The following is a 16,677-nucleotide window of genomic DNA, read 5'->3' as shown; positions in this document are numbered from 1 at the left end:
GCTACTTGCCCTGGCCTGTGGTGCGGTTGGCATTGTTCTTCTGTTCCTGCGCGGCAGCCGCGCGTGATTCGGCGATACCCACCGCGCGTGCTGCCGCGGCCTTTTCGTCTTTCTGCAGTTCCAGCGGCTGGAACGACCCTTCCGGCGCCAGCCAGCCGCCACTGAACCCGGCCCGCTCCAGGCCCTTGCGGATGTACGGGTTCTTCTTCATCACTTCCCAGACGAAGTCATCGCGGTAGTTGGCGATCATGGTCAGGATCGGGCCCTGGTCGATGGCGATGTAGTCGCTGGCGACCCAGCCGCGATCGGGAACCAGACGACCGGTCTTGATCGGGATGTCGTAGTTGAAGCTGGGGTTGAACGAATCCAGGAAGCCGTAGCTGGAATAGATGTAGTCGCCAAAGCGCTTGTGCATCTCCAGCGTGGCCGGGATCACCTGCTCGGGGGCGAACACCACCGAGGCGATCGCAGCGGTCGGGGCGATGGTGCCATCATCAAAGTTCTCGCGCAGGCCGGCGCCGCGCGAGGAGTAGTGGCGGAACTGGCGCTGCTCGCCGCGGTACTCCTGCGTGGTGTTCTGCGGACCATCGCTGGCGGTCAGGCCCCACACGTTCTCGCCATACTCCTTCCACTGCATCGGGTTGGCGATGGCATATTCGCGCTGGGCCAGCGCGGCCGACCGGCTGTTGAGGAAATAGGTGCTGCCGCGCTCGCGCATGTAAGCGTCCTGGATGTCGCGGAAGTCGATCCAGACGTGGCTGTACTGGTGGCCGAACAGCGGGCCGAAGGACAGGTATTCCTGGCCCTGGTAGACGCCCCAGTCGTTGTCGTAGGTACGCGTCCACACCGTCCACGCGTCCGGGCTGACCGGGTGCGTCGGCGAGCCCAGGGCGAGGATGTACACCATCATCGCCTCGTTGTAGCCCATCCAGTCGTGGTCGATGAAACCGCTCTCCGGGAACCAGCCCATCGAGATCAGCGGTGCACGCTGCTGCAGCCACGGCCAGTCGACCTTCTTGTACAACGTATCGGCGATCTGGCGGATTTCCTTCTCGCGCGGATCATCACCGTCGTAGTACGACTGCGCGAACAGCACGCCCATCATCAGCAGCGCGGTATCCACCGATGACAGCTCGACCCAGCTGTCGTAGCGACGGCCTTCCTGCATGTCCAGGAAGTGGTAGTAGAAGCCCTTGTAACCGGCCTTGCCGGTGCGCTGCGGGCCCATCGGCACGTCGCGGAAGAACTTCAGCGTGGTCAGCGTGCGGTCGATCGCCTGGTTGCGGCTGACCCAGCCGTTCTCGATGCCGATCGGATAGGCGGTCAGCGCGAAGCCGACCGAGGCGATGCTGGCGAACGGCCGCGACGGGTAGCGGTCCGGGGTCAGCCCGTTGACCTCGTTGGTGGTATCCCAGAAGAACTGGAAGGTGCGGCGCTCGATGTCATCGAACAGCGGCGGCAGCTCAGGCTTCATGGGCCGAGGCGGTGCATCGGCCTCGATCAGGATCACCGGCGGGCGCGGTTTGGCAGGTTCCTGCTGGGCCGGCTGGCAGGCGGCCACGGCCAGGCTCAGCGCTGCGGCGGACAACAGATGGCGTGCCTGCATGGCGCGGTTCCTCCGGTGGTCTGATCGATGGGAAAGCATACCGTCCAATGATCTGAAATCGTTTACAAGGTGTGTGCTTAAAAAACCACGAAAAACGTGGCCTGACACCGCGATCATTGCCCACGCCGCTGCCCCCTGGCCGGCAGCGGCGTGGGCAATGGACCGGCACGGGGCCGGCCATTGCCGTTTTCACCGATGCCGCCAGCGAGCCGGCGGCATCGGGTCATGCATCACCGCCCGGGCTTAGAAGCGGAAGCCCACTTCGGCCTTGACCTGGCGCGGAGTACCGATGATGTCGCCGGTCTCGTTGTAGCTGGCCTGCAGCTTGCCGTTGGTCTTGACGTAGTTGTAGGTGGAGAAGTTGTCGAAGTTGAACACGTTGATGATGTCCAGGCGGGCGTACAGCTCAGTGTTGCCCGGCATCTTGAACGTCTTCGTCGCCTGCAGGTCGACCGAACGGTAGCCGAAGATCTTGCCGCCCACCAGGAACTTGCCGGTTGCGTTGGGCACGGCCGCCTGCGGAGTCGGCAGCGTGTAGCCGCTGGCCTGCATCACCGGGTACCAGTCGTTGACGGCGGTCGGGGTGGCCAGGGTGATCTTGCCGCCGAAGGTGATGCCCCAGAAGCCCGCGTACGAACCGGTCACCACCAGGCGGTGGCGCGGCGCGCCGTTGGAACGGATGGTCGGGTAATCACCGATCAGACCGCGATCAAAGGCGTACTTCTCGTTGATGTCACGGTTGTGGCGCGCGGTGGTCCAGGTATAGGCGATCGAGGTGCCCCAACCGCTTTCCTTGGTGAACGGCTTCTGTGCCGACAGCAGGACCTGGGTGGCACGGGTCTTGATGCCCTGCTGGCCGATGATCAGGCTGCCGAAGCCCGGCACGTTGCAGCTCCAAGCCTGGCTCAGGCCCGGGGAGGTGCCACCACACAGGCGCGGATCATCGAAGAACTGGCCGGTCGGGTAGCGGTTGCCCAGGGTGAAGGCGAAGCCGTCGTAGCTCAGGGTTCGAGCGATGGTGGCGTCGGTCAGCCAGTCGCCGATCTGGTTGCTCATGCCCAGGCTGAACTGATCCGAGTACGGCGCCTTCAGCTTGTTGTTCAGCAGGTCCACTTCCAGGCCGGCATTGCTGGTCGCGCCGACCAGTGCCTGCAGGTTGCCGATGCCGTTGAGCAGGTTCGGGTTCCAGTCATAGCAGGCGGCCTGGCCGTTGATGCAGGCGCCGGTGGCCGGGTTGCGGAAGTAGATGGTCGGCTGCGGCAGGGCCAGCTTGGTGGTTTCCAGCTGCAGGTTGTCGAACAGGTCACGGTCGTAGGAACGGCCGGCACCACCATGGATCACGTGCTGCTCGTCGGCATTGATGTCATACGAGAAGCCCAGGCGCGGCTGCCAGGCATCCTTGAATGCCTTGCGGTTGTGACCGTTGCTGATGTAGTCGCTGATGTCCAGGCCGCCCAGTGCCAGCGAATCGGCATAGGTCTGGCCGGCCGGAGCGCGCGGATCCTGCGAATAGATGGCGTCGACCACCTGCTGCGGGGTCACGAAGTCCAAGTAGGACGGGGTCTTTTCGTAGTCCCAGCGCAGGCCGATGTTCAGCTGCAGGTGGTCATTGACCTGCCAGTCGTCCTGGATGAACACGCCGTACTGCTTGGACTTCGAACGCACTTCGCCGGACACGCCGGTCACGCCGGTCACCGGCTTGACGAACTGCGCCTTGTACGGAATGGAATCGGGGAAGTCCGGATCACCCAGCGAGTAGGTGAAGGTCGGGTTGATCTGCGCCGCATCGGACGCGTACAGGTCGATCTGCTTGTACTTCACGCCCATCTTGATGGTGTGGTCGCCCGCCCACTGGATGCCATCCAGGGTCAGGTTGTCTTCGATCGACCAGCCCTTCTGGCCCTTCACCTGCGAATCCAGTGCCGAGGCGCCACCGATCTTCACGATGGTGCGGTCTTCCGGGCCGTCCGGTGCGGTGTAGGTGATGCCGTTGGCCAGCGTCAGCGGGGTCGGATTGTTGAACGAATCTTCGTGGGTGACCATCAACTCGTTGTAGTAGCGCTCACCGCTGTGGTTCCAGCGCAGGGCATAACGACGGTCGGTGTTGACCACTTCACGGCCGGCTTCCGGCGAGGTCTGGCCGCTGAACTGCGACTGGGTTTCGTCGCGGTCCTGGAAGGTCAGCTCGATGCGGTCGTTGTCGGTCGGCTCGAAGTCGATCTTGCCGAAGATCAGATCCTGCTGGAACGGCTGGCTGGCCGGGCCGAGGCCGGCGGCACCGGCGGGCGGCAGCAGGCCGGCAGCGCCGGTGACCGCGCCATCCGGCGCGATGGTGACCGGCAGGTCGAAGCGCTTGGCTTCGTAGGTCACGAAGAAGTGCGCCTTGTCCTGGATGATCGGGCCGCCCAGGGCGAAGCCGTATTCCTTCTCGGCCGAGACCATCTTTTCCTTGCCACCCTGGCGCTCTGCCGGGGTCTTGGCACGCATGTCTTCATCGGTGTAGCGGTAGAACGCCTCGCCCTTGAACTCATTGGTGCCGGACTTGGTCGCAGCCGTCACGGCGGCGCTCGACACCTGGCCGTACTCGGCCTTGTAGTTGCCGCTGATGACCTTGTATTCACCGATGGCGAGCTGCGGGAACGGGTTGCCTGCGCTGCCGGACTGGCCGGCCACGCCGCCGCCCTTGACGTAGCTCTTCTGGCCCACACCGTCAATGTACACGTTGGTGCCGTCGGCGTTGGTCGCACCGCCGCGCAGCGAGGTGTTGCCCTTGGCGTCACGGGTGAAGATCATGCCCGGCACCGCGTCGGCGAACTCCAGGAAGTTGCGCGACACCTGCGGGGTGGTCTGGATCTGCTGCAGGCTGACGGTCTTGCCGACTTCGGAGGTGCGCACTTCCTGCAGCAGGGTCGGCGCGACGACGTTGACGGTGTCCAGGTTGGTGGCCGCGGTCGAACCGGGGGTGCTGCTGGCGGCACCGGCAAAGTTCAGCGTCGCGGTCGAGGCCACGGTGACGGTGACCTTCTGGGTCTGGCCGTTGGCGACCACGTCATAGGTACCCGGGTCCAGGCCCATCAGCGAGTAGCTGCCGTCGGCGCGGATGGTGCCACGGCGGACGGTACCGGTGGCCACGTTGGTGGCGGTCACTTCGGTACCTGCCTGGGCGCCGGCAACCTGGCCGCGCAGGCTGGCGTTGGCCGACTGCGCCATGACGTTGGGGGCGGCGGCCAGCATCAGGCAGCTGACCAGTGCGGTGCTCAGCAGCCGGCGCGCCGGCATGCGGAAGGTGGTATGCATCATCAACTCAATCTCCGGGTGGCGGTAACCGCTTGCGCGGTCCCTGCGATCAGTCAAAAAAAAGAAGGAACGCCTCTGGCTTCAATGGCCGGATGGCGGAGTGGTGGAATCGCGAACTATCAAGCGGGGAACCAGGGTCTGCTTGTCCCCTGTCCCATCCGTGGAGGTGCCGTCCATCAACTGCATCAGACGCGTCATGGCCCGGTCGCCGAGCTCGGCGATGCTGACCTGCATGGTGGTCAGCGACGGGTGGACGAAACGCGCCAGTGGAATGTCATCGAAACCTGCCAGGGCAACATCGGCCGGCACACGGACACCAGCCTGCGTGAACGCATACAGGCAGCCCAGGGCCATCATGTCGTTGGCGGCGAACACGGCATCGGGCAGCGCTCCGGCTGCCAGCAACTCCTGACCGGCGCGATGGCCGGAAGCTTCGTCGAAATCACCGGGCAGCTCGATGCCTTCGGCGCCACTGCCAAACGCCACCAGCGCGTCACGGAAGCCGCGCAGGCGCTCGCGCGCGTCGAAGTTGAGGTCCGGGCCAGAAATGAAGGCAATGTGGCGGTGGCCGGCGTCCAGCAGGTGGCGGGTCATCGCCATCGCACCGGCGTGGTCGTCGATGCTCAGCACCGGATGGTCCTGCCCGGGCAGATAGGTGTTGATCAACACCGTCGGCAGCGACTGCGGCAGGTTGTCGGTCAGGAAGCCCGGGCTCTCGGCATAGGGCGAGAGCACCAGCAGGCCGTCGACGCGGCCGCGCATGGCACGCAGGGCGGCGCCCTGCTGTTCCTGGTCGCCGTGGTAGCTGGACACCAGCAGGTGCTGGCGGCGGTTGCGGGCCACGCCGTCGATGCCGCGCATCAGTTCGGAGAAGAATTCGCCGTACAGGTCAGGCAGCACCACGCCCACCGTATTGGTGCGGCGGCTGCTCAGGCTGCGAGCGGCGGCATGCGGGGTGTAACGCAGCCGTGCGGCCACCTCCAGCACAAGCTGGCGGACCGGTTCGGCGACATTTTCATGCCCGTTGAGCGCGCGGGAAACCGTGGCCACGGAGACCCGGGCTTCGCGTGCGACGTCTTTGATTGTGATAGCTGCCTTGTTCACGAAGCCGCCCTCCACGGCTTGGACCTACCAGCATTGGCGCGGAATGTAAGCGTTTCCATCTGGGCTTGTAAACAGTCCGTTAGGCGAATGTCCCGAAATGGACATGAAAACCTGTCCGTGGCCAGGCCCTTGCGGACCCGCCAGGACAGTGCGGGACAAGGGCTCAGCCCTGTTCTGACGGGGTATGTGCGCGGATGGACAGCGCGTGGATATCGGTGTCCATCATCGACCCCAGCGCGGCATAGACCGCGCGATGCCGGGCCAACGGAGCCAGTCCGGCGAAGCGTTCACTCACCACATGGACGTTGAAATGGCCGCGCCCGTCGCGCGCGCCGGCATGGCCAGCATGGCGATGGCTGTCATCCTCGATCTCGAGCACGCTGGGTGCCAGCGCTTGCTGCAGCGCATCACGGATCCGCTCGATCCGTTCCGCGTTCACGGCAGGACCTTGCGGAACGGGCGTACCTGCACGCGGGTGTAGACGCCGGCAGCCACGTACGGGTCGGCATCGGCCCAGGCCTGGGCCTGCGGCAACGACTCGAACTGCGCGATCACCACCGAGCCGCTGAAACCGGCCGGGCCCGGGTCTTCACTGTCCACCGCCGGGCACGGGCCGGCCAGCAGCAGGCGTCCCTCGTCGCGCAGCGCGTGCAGCCGCGCCAGGTGTTCCGGCCGCGCCTGCAGCCGCTGCGCCAGCACATCCTGGCCGTCATACCCTTCGATCACATACCACACCGGCATTTCCTCGCTTGCGTTGTCGGGTCCGCAGATTCTAGCCAATGCAGCCCCCGCCCCGGTCCGGCTGGACACTGGCGCGGCAAAGGCTTACCCTAGACTCCATTGCACGTGGCTGGATGCAGCGGCCCGTCGGTTTTTGCGGCCAACGCAGCCCCCGACGACCGTCCCGCTGCTTCAAACCGGACCACCCGGCCGGGCCACGTAGACGACCTCCCCGTAGTTCTGTCGCTGCCGTTTACCGCGGCGCGTCCCGCTGTTTGATATGTGTGGAATCGCGCCGATCCCGGCGTGTCTGGCGCCTTGGGGCTCCGTGGCGTTGGCCCGGCGAACCCGGTGCCGCGACTGGTCCGTTGCAATCCTGATCTCCATTAGATGACTTCCGAACTCGCGCTCGACGCGAACCCGCCAACCCGGCCGCCCGCCCCCCAGCAGCAGGAAATGCCGCTGGCCGTGGTGCATGGGCAACCGGTCCTGCAGATTCCGCAGGACCTGTACATCCCGCCGGACGCGCTGGAAGTCATCCTGGATGCCTTTGAAGGCCCGCTGGACCTGCTGCTGTACCTGATCCGCCGCCAGAACCTGGATGTACTGGACATTCCCGTTGCCGAGATCACCCGGCAGTACGTGGAGTACATCACCGTGATGCGCGAGCTGCGCTTCGAGCTGGCGGCCGAATACCTGGTGATGGCCGCGATCCTGGCCGAGGTGAAGTCGCGGATGCTGCTGCCGCGCCCGGTCAGCGAGGAAGGCGATGAAGCCGACCCGCGCGCCGAACTGGTGCGCCGGCTGCAGGAGTACGAACGCTTCAAGCAGGCCGCCGAGAACATCGACGCCCTGCCCCGCCAGGACCGCGATACCACCGTGGCACATGCCTTCATGCCCGAACGTGCCACGGTGAAGCTGCCGCCGCCGGTGGACCTGAAGGAAATGCTGCTGGCCCTGCACGACGTGCTCAAGCGTGCCGAGCTGTTCAGCGGCCACGCCATCAAGCGTGAGGCACTGAGCGTGCGGCAACGCATGGGCGAAGTGCTGGGACGCCTGGAAGATGGCAAGTTCTATCGTTTTGAAGGGCTGTTCACCGCCGAAGAAGGCAAGCTGGGCGTGCTGGTCACGTTCCTGGCGGTGCTGGAGCTGGCCAAGGAACAGCTGCTGGACATCGTCCAGGAAGAACCGCTGGCGCCGATCTACGTGAAGTCGCTGGCGGCCGGCAACACCAATGCCCCGCTGCAGTTCAGCAGCGAGTTCGACGACAACGACGACGACGCCAATGCAGACGAGTGAGCGCTGACTGCCGATGGATCAATCGCTGATCAACCGCATTGTCGAGGGTGCCCTGCTGGCTTCCAGCCAGCCGCTCACCCTGGCCCAGCTGAAGGACCTGTTCCCGGAAGAGGAACCGGCACCGCCGGGCAGCATCGAACGTGCGCTGGAACGCCTGCGCGAGGCCTGCGAAGGCCGCGGCGTGGAACTGGTCGAGGTCGCCTCCGGCTTCCGCTACCAGGTCACCGGCGAAGTGCATGGCTGGATCAGCCGGCTGTGGACCGAACGCAAGACCCGCTACACCCGTGCCACCCTGGAAACCCTGGCGCTGATCGCCTACCGGCAACCGATCACCCGCGGCGAGATCGAACAGGTGCGCGGCGTGGCGGTCAGCAGCAACATCATCCAGGCGCTGGAAGAACGCGAGTGGATCCGCGTGGTCGGCCACCGCGACGTGCCCGGCAAACCGGCGCTGTTCGGCACCACCAAGGGCTTCCTGGACTACTTCGGGCTGAAGCGGCTGGACGAACTGCCGCCGCTGTCGGAGCTGAAGGACCTGGGCGAGCTGGAACCGCAGCTTGCCCTGGACCGCGATGCGCCGGCCGTCGCCGGTGCCGAGGGTCCGGACATCTCGGCCGGCGCCGATGGCGCTGCCGCGAACGATGATGCCAGCCTGGCCGGCAGTGACACCCCCGATTCCGCCAATGCAGCCCCTGCGTCGGCCACCGATGAGCAAGCACCTTCGCCCCTCGATGATGGGCACCCCGATTCCGCGCCGGGCGAGCGCGCGGTGCCCCTGAACGAACGCGAAGACAACGCCGTCGCGATGACGACCGTGGCTGTTGACCAAGCCGATTCCGAACCAGAGGCCGACCTCGAAACCGTCGGCCGGAGCAAAACTGATGAGTGACACCCCCCGTAACAAGCTCTCGCTGAAGCGCGAAGCCACCTCCGAACAGTTCAAGCTGGAAGAACGCCTGCACAAGGTGCTCGCCCAGGCCGGCCTCGGCTCGCGCCGCGCGCTGGAACAGCGCATCGCCGAAGGCCTGGTCAAGGTCAACGGTGAAGTCGCGCAGACCGGCATGTCGGTCAAGAGCGGCGACAAGATCGAACTGGATGGCCGCGGCTTCGTCGCCACCGCCCTGGCCGAGCCGTCGCGCGTGCTGGTCTACAACAAGCCGGAAGGCGAAGTGACCACCCGCGATGATCCGGAAGGCCGCCCGACCGTGTTCGAGTCGCTGCCGCCGCTGAAGGGCGCGCGCTGGATCGCCATCGGCCGCCTGGACATCAACACCACCGGCCTGCTGCTGGCCACCACCGACGGTGAGCTGGCCAACGCCATGATGCACCCGTCGTTCGAGGTCGAGCGCGAGTACGTGGTGCGCGTGCGTGCGCCGGAAGGCGAGGAAAAGGTCTCTGACGCCATCGTCGACCGCCTCACCCGTGGCGTCGCGCTGGAAGACGGCCCGGCCAAGTTCGATGAGATCGAACGCATCGGCGGCACCGATTCGCACGACTGGTTCCGCGTCGTGGTGAAGGAAGGCCGCAACCGCGAAGTGCGCCGGCTGTGGGAGTCGCAGGGCTGCCAGGTCAGCCGCCTGAAGCGCACCCGCTATGGCAAGGTGAGCCTGCCGCGCGAACTGGCCCGTGGCCATTCGGTGGAACTGGGCACCACGCAGGTTGAAGCCCTGCGCGCCCAGCTGAAGCTGGAAGAAGGCGCACCGTCGGCACTGACGCTGCAGCCGGTGATCGGCCAGCGCCGCGCGGCCAAGACCACCGTGCGCGTGCGCGAAGGTGGCCGTGGCAACGCCTACGTCAACGGCCACAACACCGCCGACGAAGGCCGCGAGCTGCGTCGTTTCGACAACGTCCGCGAAGACCGCGGCCGTGGTCGCGGCGGCAAGGGTGGCGGCTTCAAGGGCGGCCTGACGGTCAGCGGTGAAGCGGCAGCCAAGCAGTCGCAGAAGCCGTTCAAGCAGCGCGCCCAGAAGAATGATCGTTCGCTGCCGGAAGGCAATCCGGCCGCGTTCCGCACCTGGTACGTGCCGGATGGCGTGAGCACCGGCCCGAGCGGCCATCGCAACGCCGGCCCGGGCGCACGCGGCCCCGGTGCCCGTGGTCCGGGTGCAGGCGGCCAGGGCCGTCCGTACGGCAAGCCGAAGGGCCCGGGCGCAGGCGCCGGTGGCGGCCAGGGCCGTGGCGGCTTTGGTGGTGAAGGCCGTGGCGGCGCAGGCGGCCAGGGTCGTCCGGCCGGTGCGGGCAACCGCTCGCAGGGCCAGGGCAACAAGCACCCGTACGGCCATCCGGGCAACGCGCCGAGCTTCCCGTCCGACCACGCCACGCCGGGCTTCAACCCGTATGGCAGCCCGAAGCCTGCACAGGGCGCCCGTCCGGGCGGTCGCGGTCCGGGCGGTGGCAACCACCGTGGCCCGGGTGGTAACCGTGGCCCCGGTGGTCCGGGTGGCAACCGAGGCCCGGGCGGCCCCGGTGGCAACCGCGGTCCCGGCGGCCCGCGCCGCAGCGGCCCGCGCGGCGGCTGATCGGCAGCCACGTTGAAATGCAGAACCCCGGCTCCGGCCGGGGTTTTTCTTTGAAAAGGGGACGGAGGGGATTAAGTCGTTTTCGCCACGCCGTGCGTCGAAGGGCGAAAGCGACTTAATCCCCTCCGTCCCCTTTTGCGTGGCGCTGGAACGCGGCGGGCGTGGTGCCGGTCATGCTGCGGAAAAAGGCGATGAACGGACTCTCGGCGGAAAAACCAGTGTCCTGCGCAACGTGCCCGATGCGATGGCCAAGCAGCAGCAGCTCCATGGCGCGCATCAGGCGCCATTGCTGGCGCCAGGCCTGGTAGCCCATGCCGGTGTCGCGTTGCATCAACCGGCCGACCGTGCGCATGCTCAGGCCCGCACGCGCAGCGAGCTCACCCAGTTCAGGCGGCAGCTGCTCGGCCGGCGGCAGGCAGCGCGCGATGCGTGGATCGCGTGGCAGCGGCAGGTCCATCGGCGCCACCGGTGCGGCGGCGATCTCCAGCACGCACAACGCCAATTGATGGTGCGCGCGCGGCGCCCGCCAGTCATGGTCGAACGGCGCCTGCGCGATCGGTTCCAGCAATGCCTGCAGCAGGGGGCCGACGCCGATGATCGCCGGCTGCTGCGGCAGCCGTGCCGACAACGTGGCATCGAAATACAGCGAGCGGTAGTCCACGGCCTGGCGCATCTGTGCGCGATGGCGCAGGCCGCCGGGAATCCATGCCGCGCGCGAGGGCGGCAGCAGGCTGATGCGGTCGCCGAAGGTCAGCCGCGTGCAGCCCCGCCGGGTGTACAGCAACTGCGCGCGCGCGTGCTGGTGCCAACCCGAATCATGATCGGCCAGCGACGACGCGATGCCCAGCACCGGTGCGCTCCAGGCATCCGCATCGAAGTGCGCATCCGGTTGCAGCCACGCCATGTCCGATTTCATCCATTTCCTGGCCGGACCGACAGAGTGCGCCACTACGCCGGCCACCACAATACGCGGCCCTGTTTGCGGAGCACCCGCATGTCGCGTCGCCTGTTGTTGCTCACCATCGCGCTGCTGATGTTCCCCCAGTTGGCGCAGACCCTGTACAGCCCGGCCCTGGCCGACCTCGCCGGGCGCTTCGCACTGCCCCCCGGCGCCGCCAGCCAGGCCATGAGCCTGTACCTGTTCGGTTTTGCCGCCGGTGTCCTGCTATGGGGGCGGCTGGCCGACCATGTCGGTCGTCGCCCTGCCCTGCTCTGCGGCCTGGCCGTGTTCGTACTGGCCGCCTGCGGCGGCCTGCTGGCCAGCACGTTCGGCCAGGTCCTGCTGGCCCAGGCACTGGCCGCACTGGGTGCGGCGGCGGCCTCGGTGGTAACCCAGACCGTACTGCGCGATCACCTGAAGGGTCCGGCGTTGGCGCAGGCGTTCTCGTGGATCGGCATGGCGCTGGCCTTGAGCCCGGCGATCGGGCTGGCACTGGGTGTGCTGCTGGTGGACAGCCATGGCTATGCCGGCGTCCAGGCCGGCCTGCTGCTGATGGTCAGCCTGCTGATGCTCGGATGCGCAACGGGCCTGCGCGAGAGCCGCCCTGCGGAAGTCGCGCACACTCCCATGCTGCCACTGTTGTGGCAACTGCTGCGTGATCGCTGGATGTGGTCACAGGCGCTGCTGGTGATGGCGTTCAACGTGGCGATGTACAGCTGGTACGCGCTGGGCCCGTTCGTGTTCGAACGCCTGCACTGGCCGCTGGCCTGGTTCGGTGCCAGCGGCGCGCTGCTGGCGCTCGGCTCGGCGCTGGGTGCATGGGGCAATGCTCGCCTGCTGCGCGCAGGCGTTGCCTCTGCCACGCGCATCCGGCTCGCCGCAGGGCTGGTGCTGGCCGGTGGGCTGTTGGCTGCCTTGCTGCACAATCAGCCGGCACTGGTCGCGGCGATGGTACCGGTGGTGGCCGGGTTCGGCCTGGCCATTCCCAATGTGCTGGGCCAGGCCCTGCGCGGATACCCGCACTGCCTGGGCAGCGCCGGCGCCCTGTTCGGCCTGCTCTACTACCTGTTGATCGGCGTGGCGATGGCCGTGGTCGGCGCACTGCAACTGCTGGCGCCGACACTCATCGTGTGCGGCGTGCTTGCCCTGTGGCTGCAGCGGCCGGCACGGCTCAGCGCCGGCTGATGGTGAAGGCGGCGCCGTCCACGCCCAGATCCCAGCCCTTGCCGGTGCCGGACAGGGCCAGCGAGATGTCGCCCTTGGTCATCACCTGCGCGTTGCTGGACTTCACGGCACCCGCATGCGCGCCAACCGAGGCGTAGGTGCCCAGCAGCTCGTTGACGCTGACGGCGCCGGTGAAGCTGCCACGGCCATTGGTGATCTTCGACTTGCCCACGGTCAGGCCGCCGCCCTTCACTTCGATACGCACCGGCAGGCTGGTGCCGTTGCTGCAGCTGACCGTGCCGTTGCCGGAAGCGGTCTTGTAGATCAGTGACCAGCCGGACAGGTTGTAGCGCAGCTGGCAATCGAGGTTGCCGGCGGCGTGCGCGGCCGGGGCCAGCGTGGCAGCGGACAGGGCCAGCAGCAGGGCGAAGGGCTTGTTCATGGCAGGACTTCCAGTTCGGTCGGACTGCCGGCGAATCTAGCAGCGCGCGCGTGCACGCTGGATGCAGGCGCGCGCGCTGCGTGGCAGGCATTCAGCCGCCGTCGTGCTGTTTCAGGCCTGCTCGTCCAGGTGGAAGGCATCAGCATCGAGCATCGCCGGGAAACGCGCGCGATGTGCAGCCAGTGCTTCGGCCGAAATGGTGGTGGTCACCACCTGTTCGCGTTCGCGGATCTCCACCTGCGGCTGGCCGAGGAAGTCGATCACCGCGCTGTCGCCGGCGTAGTGCAGCTGGTTGCCGTCCACGCCGACGCGGTTCACCGCCGCCACGAAGCACAGGTTCTCGATCGCCCGCGCACGCAGCAGGGTCTTCCATGCATAGGCGCGCGCCGACGGCCAGTTGGCGACGAAGATCTGCAGGTCGAAATCCAGCTGCTGCGGGCGTTCGACGTTGTAGCGGTTGCGGCAGAACACCGGGAAGCGCAGGTCGTAGCAGACCTGCGGATTGATCCGCCAGCCCTTCCATTCCACGCTCAGGCGCTCACGGCCGGCGGCATAGCGCTCGTGCTCACCGCCGTAACGGAACAGGTGCCGCTTGTCGTAGTACTGCAGGCCGCCCTCTGGCGTTGCGAACAGCAGGCGGTTGTAGACGCCGTTGCCCTCGCGCAGCTGCACGCTGCCGATCACTGCCGCGTTCAAGACCTTGGCCTGTTCGCGCACCCAGGCCACGGTCGGCCCGTCCATGCCTTCGGCCTGGGCGATGGCGTCGTTGGAGAAGCCACTGGTGAAGGTCTCCGGCAGGATCACCAGATCGGTGCTGCCGGCCAGCGGTGCCAGCAACGCACCGTAGTAGGCGCGGTTGCCGGCCGGGTCATGCCAGCGGGTGTCGCCCTGGACGAGGGAAATGCGCAGGTCCTGCATGTCCGTGTCTCCGCTCACAGCAGGCGCAGGCGTTCGATCGCCGCGTCCATGGTCGCTTCGTTCTTGGCAAAGCACAGGCGCACCAGGCGCTGGCCGGCCGGCGGAGTCTCATAGAACGGCGACAGCGGAATGGCGGTGACGCCCTTCTCGATGGTCAGCCACTTCACGAACTCATGGTCCGGCAGGTCGCTGATCGCCGAATAGTCAACCAGCTGGAAGTAGCCGCCCGGCACCGGAAGCGCCTTCAGGCGGGTGCCAGCCAGCTGCTCACGGAAGCGGTCGCGCTTGGCCTGGTAGAACGCGCCCAGTTCCAGGTGGTGTTCGGGTTCGTCGCGGATCATCGCGGCGAAGCCATGCTGCGCCGGGCCGAAGCTGGTGAAGGTGTTGTACTGGTGCACCTTGCGGAACTCGGCGGTCAGCGCCGGCGGGGCGATCGCATAGCCGATCTTCCAGCCGGTGCAGTGGTAGGTCTTGCCGAAGCTGGAGATGACGAACGCGCGCTCGCGCAGTTCCGGGTAGCGCAGCGCCGATTCATGGCGACGGCCGTCGTAGATGATGTGTTCGTACACCTCATCGGAGATCAGGTAGATCTGCGTGCCGCGCAGCAGTTCGGCCAGCGCCTGCATGTCCTGCGCCGACAGCATCGCGCCGGACGGATTGTGCGGGGTGTTGACGATCAGCATGCGGGTGCGCGGGGTGATCGCTGCGCGCACGCGGTCCCAATCGACCGCGAACGTCTGCGGATCGAGCGACACATGTACGGCCCTGGCACCGGCCAGGTCGATCGCCGGTTCGTAGCAGTCATACGCCGGGTCCAGCACGATCACTTCCTCGCCGGCACGCACCACGGCGTGGATGGCGTTGAAGATGGCCTCGGTGCCACCGCTGGTGACGGTGATCTCGCTGTCCGCATCGACCTGCGCGCCGTAGCAGTCCAGCACCTTCTGTGCGATGGCCTGGCGCAGCGGCGCCACGCCGGTCATCGGCGGGTACTGGTTCAGCCCGGCGGCCATCGCCCTGGCGGTCTCGTCGATCAGGCGCTGCGGCGCCGAAAAGTCCGGGAAACCCTGGCCCAGGTTGACCGCGCCGTGTTCGGCGGCGAGCTGGGACATCACAGTGAAGATCGTGGTACCGACCTTGGGCAGCTTGGTGGTGGGTTGCATCGGCCTGGGCTGTGGGGGAACAGACCTGCGAGTTTACGCAATCCGCGCGTCGGTAGTGCCGGCCGCCGGCCGGCAACCTCGGCTGGCAGATAGCGAAATTGCCGGCCAGCGGCCGGCACTGCCATCGGCATTCACCGCTACAATTGCCGCCGCACTCCGGCATGAAGACCTTTGCCCCTTGAACACCCCTGCATTGCTGGCTGCCAGCGGCCTGAGCTTCTCCCGCAATGACGAGCCGGTGTTCGGCCCGCTGGACTTCCATGTGGACGCCGGCGAAGCCCTGCTGGTGCAGGGCGGCAATGGCGCCGGCAAGACCACCCTGCTGCGCGTGCTGGCCGGCCTGGCCCGGCCCGGTGCCGGCCAGGTGCGGATCGACGGCAAGCCGGCCAGCAATGCCGAGCGCGGGCGCTATGTCGCCTACCTCAGCCACCTGCCAGCGCTGAAACCGGACCTCGGCACGCTGGAAAACCTGCATTTCCTGTGCGGCCTGCACGGACGGCGTGCGCGGCAGATGCCCGGCAACGCGCTGGCCATCGTCGGCCTGGCCGGTTATGAGGACACCCTGGTACGGCATCTGTCGGCCGGACAGAAGCGGCGGCTGGCACTGGCGCGCATCTGGCTGTCGCCGGCACCGTTGTGGCTGCTGGACGAACCCTATGCCAACCTCGACCTGGAGGGCATCACCCTGGTCAACCGGATGATTTCGGCGCACCTGCGCGCCGGTGGCGCTGCGCTGGTCACCACCCACGGTGCCTATGCCGCACCGCCGGTGCGCACCCGCCAGCTCGACCTCGGCGGTGCCGCGTGATCGCGCCGGGCACCGAACCGGGCCTGTGGCAGACCGCAGGCGCCCTGCTCAGGCGCGACCTGCGCCTGCTCTGGCGCCGCCGCGGCGATGCGCTGCAACCGCTGCTGTTCGCGGTGCTGGTGGTGGTGCTGTTCGCCCTGGCCCAGGGCCGCGAACCACAGCTGTTGGCCGCCACCGCCGGTGCAGTGCTGTGGCTGGCCGTGCTGCTGGCCGGACAGCTGTCGCTGGATTCGCTGTTCCGCTCCGACGCCGAGGATGGCTCGCTGGAACAATGGCTGCTGGCGCCGGTGCCGCTGGCCTGGCTGGTGCTGGTGCGCGTGCTGCTGCATTGGGCCACCACTGCGCTGCCGCTGATCGTGGTCAGCCCGCTGCTGGCCGAAATGCTGCATCTGCCGCATGACCAGCTGCCGATGTTGCTGGCATCGTTGCTGCTGGGCACGCCGTTGCTGAGCCTGATCGGTGGCGTGGTCGCCGCGCTGACCGTAGGCATCCGACGCTCTGGTATTCTCGTGGCGCTGCTGTCGTTGCCGCTGTACGTGCCGGTGCTGGTGTTCGGCGCAGGCAGCCTGGCGGCAGCCGGACGCGGACAGGATCCGGTCGGTGCGCTGCTGATGCTGGGCGCCGGCCTGCTGGTCGCGCTGGTGCTGGCGCCGCTGGCCACTGCCGCTGCAATACGTATTTCTCTGAGTTGACCGAG

Annotated in this window: 15 protein-coding genes; 6 read left to right on the top strand and 9 right to left on the bottom strand. The window is 67.1% G+C overall.

Going from position 1 to position 16,677, the window contains the following annotated elements; genetic code table 11:
- Position 1 precedes the first annotated feature (1 nt).
- The 5 genes from E5790_RS16905 to E5790_RS16885 all read right to left on the bottom strand — a co-directional run bounded on the left by E5790_RS16905 (position 2) and on the right by E5790_RS16885 (position 6,742).
- Positions 2-1,606 carry a glucoamylase family protein gene (locus E5790_RS16905; RefSeq protein ID WP_014647750.1) on the bottom strand — a complete coding sequence of 535 codons (1,605 nt, stop codon included), beginning with the start codon at positions 1,604-1,606 and terminating at the stop codon, positions 2-4.
- A gap of 243 nt (positions 1,607-1,849) precedes the next feature.
- Entirely contained in the window at positions 1,850-4,906 is a 3,057-nt protein-coding gene (locus tag E5790_RS16900; RefSeq protein WP_111206003.1) for a TonB-dependent receptor, read from the bottom strand.
- 78 nt (positions 4,907-4,984) lie between these two features.
- On the bottom strand, positions 4,985-6,022 hold the full coding sequence (locus tag E5790_RS16895) for a LacI family DNA-binding transcriptional regulator (RefSeq protein ID WP_111206002.1): 1,038 nt from the start codon (positions 6,020-6,022) through the stop codon (positions 4,985-4,987).
- Between the two features lie 148 nt (positions 6,023-6,170).
- The gene (locus tag E5790_RS16890) at positions 6,171-6,446 is read right to left on the bottom strand and encodes a BolA family protein (RefSeq protein WP_014647753.1); all 276 of its coding nucleotides are present in this window, start codon (positions 6,444-6,446) and stop codon (positions 6,171-6,173) included.
- A complete protein-coding gene (locus tag E5790_RS16885; protein WP_014037825.1) occupies positions 6,443-6,742 on the bottom strand; it encodes a YciI family protein in 300 nt (99 codons plus the stop codon). Before E5790_RS16885 ends, E5790_RS16890 begins: the two co-directional genes overlap by 4 nt.
- A 375-nt stretch (positions 6,743-7,117) precedes the next feature.
- On the opposite strand from E5790_RS16885, the gene E5790_RS16880 reads away from it, so the two are divergent.
- Genes E5790_RS16880 through E5790_RS16870 form a run of 3 tightly spaced genes read left to right on the top strand, consistent with a single transcriptional unit; the run spans position 7,118 to position 10,545 of the window.
- Positions 7,118-8,026, top strand: a complete 909-nt coding sequence (locus tag E5790_RS16880; RefSeq protein WP_014647754.1) for a ScpA family protein — start codon at positions 7,118-7,120, stop codon at positions 8,024-8,026.
- A 13-nt stretch (positions 8,027-8,039) separates the two neighbouring features.
- Complete coding sequence (scpB, locus tag E5790_RS16875; protein WP_136191779.1) at positions 8,040-8,915, top strand: SMC-Scp complex subunit ScpB; 876 nt, start codon at positions 8,040-8,042, stop codon at positions 8,913-8,915.
- On the top strand, positions 8,908-10,545 hold the full coding sequence (locus tag E5790_RS16870) for a pseudouridine synthase (protein ID WP_126411172.1): 1,638 nt from the start codon (positions 8,908-8,910) through the stop codon (positions 10,543-10,545). The genes scpB and E5790_RS16870 overlap by 8 nt, the downstream gene beginning before the upstream one ends.
- Positions 10,546-10,660: 115 nt before the next feature.
- Here the strand turns inward: E5790_RS16870 and E5790_RS16865 are convergent, their stop codons facing one another.
- Entirely contained in the window at positions 10,661-11,449 is a 789-nt protein-coding gene (locus E5790_RS16865; RefSeq protein ID WP_049442508.1) for a helix-turn-helix transcriptional regulator, read from the bottom strand.
- A 90-nt stretch (positions 11,450-11,539) separates the two neighbouring features.
- Here E5790_RS16865 and E5790_RS16860 point away from each other — a divergent pair, with 90 nt between their 5' ends.
- Entirely contained in the window at positions 11,540-12,670 is a 1,131-nt protein-coding gene (locus tag E5790_RS16860) for an MFS transporter (RefSeq protein WP_014647758.1), read from the top strand.
- On the opposite strand, the gene E5790_RS16855 is transcribed toward E5790_RS16860, so the two are convergent.
- From E5790_RS16855 to E5790_RS16845, 3 genes are all read right to left on the bottom strand, one after another.
- Positions 12,657-13,091, bottom strand: a complete 435-nt coding sequence (locus E5790_RS16855) for a hypothetical protein (RefSeq protein ID WP_014037831.1) — start codon at positions 13,089-13,091, stop codon at positions 12,657-12,659. The genes E5790_RS16860 and E5790_RS16855 overlap by 14 nt on opposite strands.
- 111 nt (positions 13,092-13,202) lie before the next feature.
- Entirely contained in the window at positions 13,203-14,009 is an 807-nt protein-coding gene (locus E5790_RS16850; protein ID WP_111206000.1) for an amidohydrolase, read from the bottom strand.
- A 14-nt stretch (positions 14,010-14,023) separates the two neighbouring features.
- Positions 14,024-15,172: a pyridoxal phosphate-dependent aminotransferase gene (locus E5790_RS16845; protein ID WP_032960092.1), complete on the bottom strand. Its 1,149-nt coding sequence runs from the start codon at positions 15,170-15,172 to the stop codon at positions 14,024-14,026.
- Between the two features lie 178 nt (positions 15,173-15,350).
- On the opposite strand from E5790_RS16845, the gene ccmA reads away from it, so the two are divergent.
- Both ccmA and ccmB read left to right on the top strand, forming a co-directional pair.
- Positions 15,351-15,980 carry a heme ABC exporter ATP-binding protein CcmA gene (gene ccmA, locus E5790_RS16840; RefSeq protein WP_111205999.1) on the top strand — a complete coding sequence of 210 codons (630 nt, stop codon included), beginning with the start codon at positions 15,351-15,353 and terminating at the stop codon, positions 15,978-15,980.
- Positions 15,977-16,672 carry a heme exporter protein CcmB gene (gene ccmB, locus E5790_RS16835; RefSeq protein WP_014647762.1) on the top strand — a complete coding sequence of 232 codons (696 nt, stop codon included), beginning with the start codon at positions 15,977-15,979 and terminating at the stop codon, positions 16,670-16,672. The genes ccmA and ccmB overlap by 4 nt, the downstream gene beginning before the upstream one ends.
- Positions 16,673-16,677 lie beyond the last annotated feature (5 nt).

This window comes from Stenotrophomonas sp. PAMC25021 (genome assembly GCF_004795795.1).
Taxonomy (GTDB): domain Bacteria; phylum Pseudomonadota; class Gammaproteobacteria; order Xanthomonadales; family Xanthomonadaceae; genus Stenotrophomonas; species Stenotrophomonas muris.
This window is presented reverse-complemented; position numbering and strand designations above follow the sequence as displayed.

Bases quoted from the DNA above. Each gene is read 5' to 3' on its own strand.
- E5790_RS16865 (WP_049442508.1), bottom strand. From the start codon at position 11,449: ATGGCGTGGCTGCAACCGGATGCGCACTTCGATGCGGATGCCTGGAGC.
- E5790_RS16900 (WP_111206003.1), bottom strand. From the start codon at position 4,906: ATGATGCATACCACCTTCCGCATGCCGGCGCGCCGGCTGCTGAGCACC.
- E5790_RS16850 (WP_111206000.1), bottom strand. From the start codon at position 14,009: ATGCAGGACCTGCGCATTTCCCTCGTCCAGGGCGACACCCGCTGGCAT.
- scpB (WP_136191779.1), top strand. From the start codon at position 8,040: ATGGATCAATCGCTGATCAACCGCATTGTCGAGGGTGCCCTGCTGGCT.
- E5790_RS16870 (WP_126411172.1), top strand. From the start codon at position 8,908: ATGAGTGACACCCCCCGTAACAAGCTCTCGCTGAAGCGCGAAGCCACC.
- E5790_RS16860 (WP_014647758.1), top strand. From the start codon at position 11,540: ATGTCGCGTCGCCTGTTGTTGCTCACCATCGCGCTGCTGATGTTCCCC.
- E5790_RS16905 (WP_014647750.1), bottom strand. From the start codon at position 1,606: ATGCAGGCACGCCATCTGTTGTCCGCCGCAGCGCTGAGCCTGGCCGTG.
- E5790_RS16880 (WP_014647754.1), top strand. From the start codon at position 7,118: ATGACTTCCGAACTCGCGCTCGACGCGAACCCGCCAACCCGGCCGCCC.
- E5790_RS16855 (WP_014037831.1), bottom strand. From the start codon at position 13,091: ATGAACAAGCCCTTCGCCCTGCTGCTGGCCCTGTCCGCTGCCACGCTG.
- E5790_RS16845 (WP_032960092.1), bottom strand. From the start codon at position 15,172: ATGCAACCCACCACCAAGCTGCCCAAGGTCGGTACCACGATCTTCACT.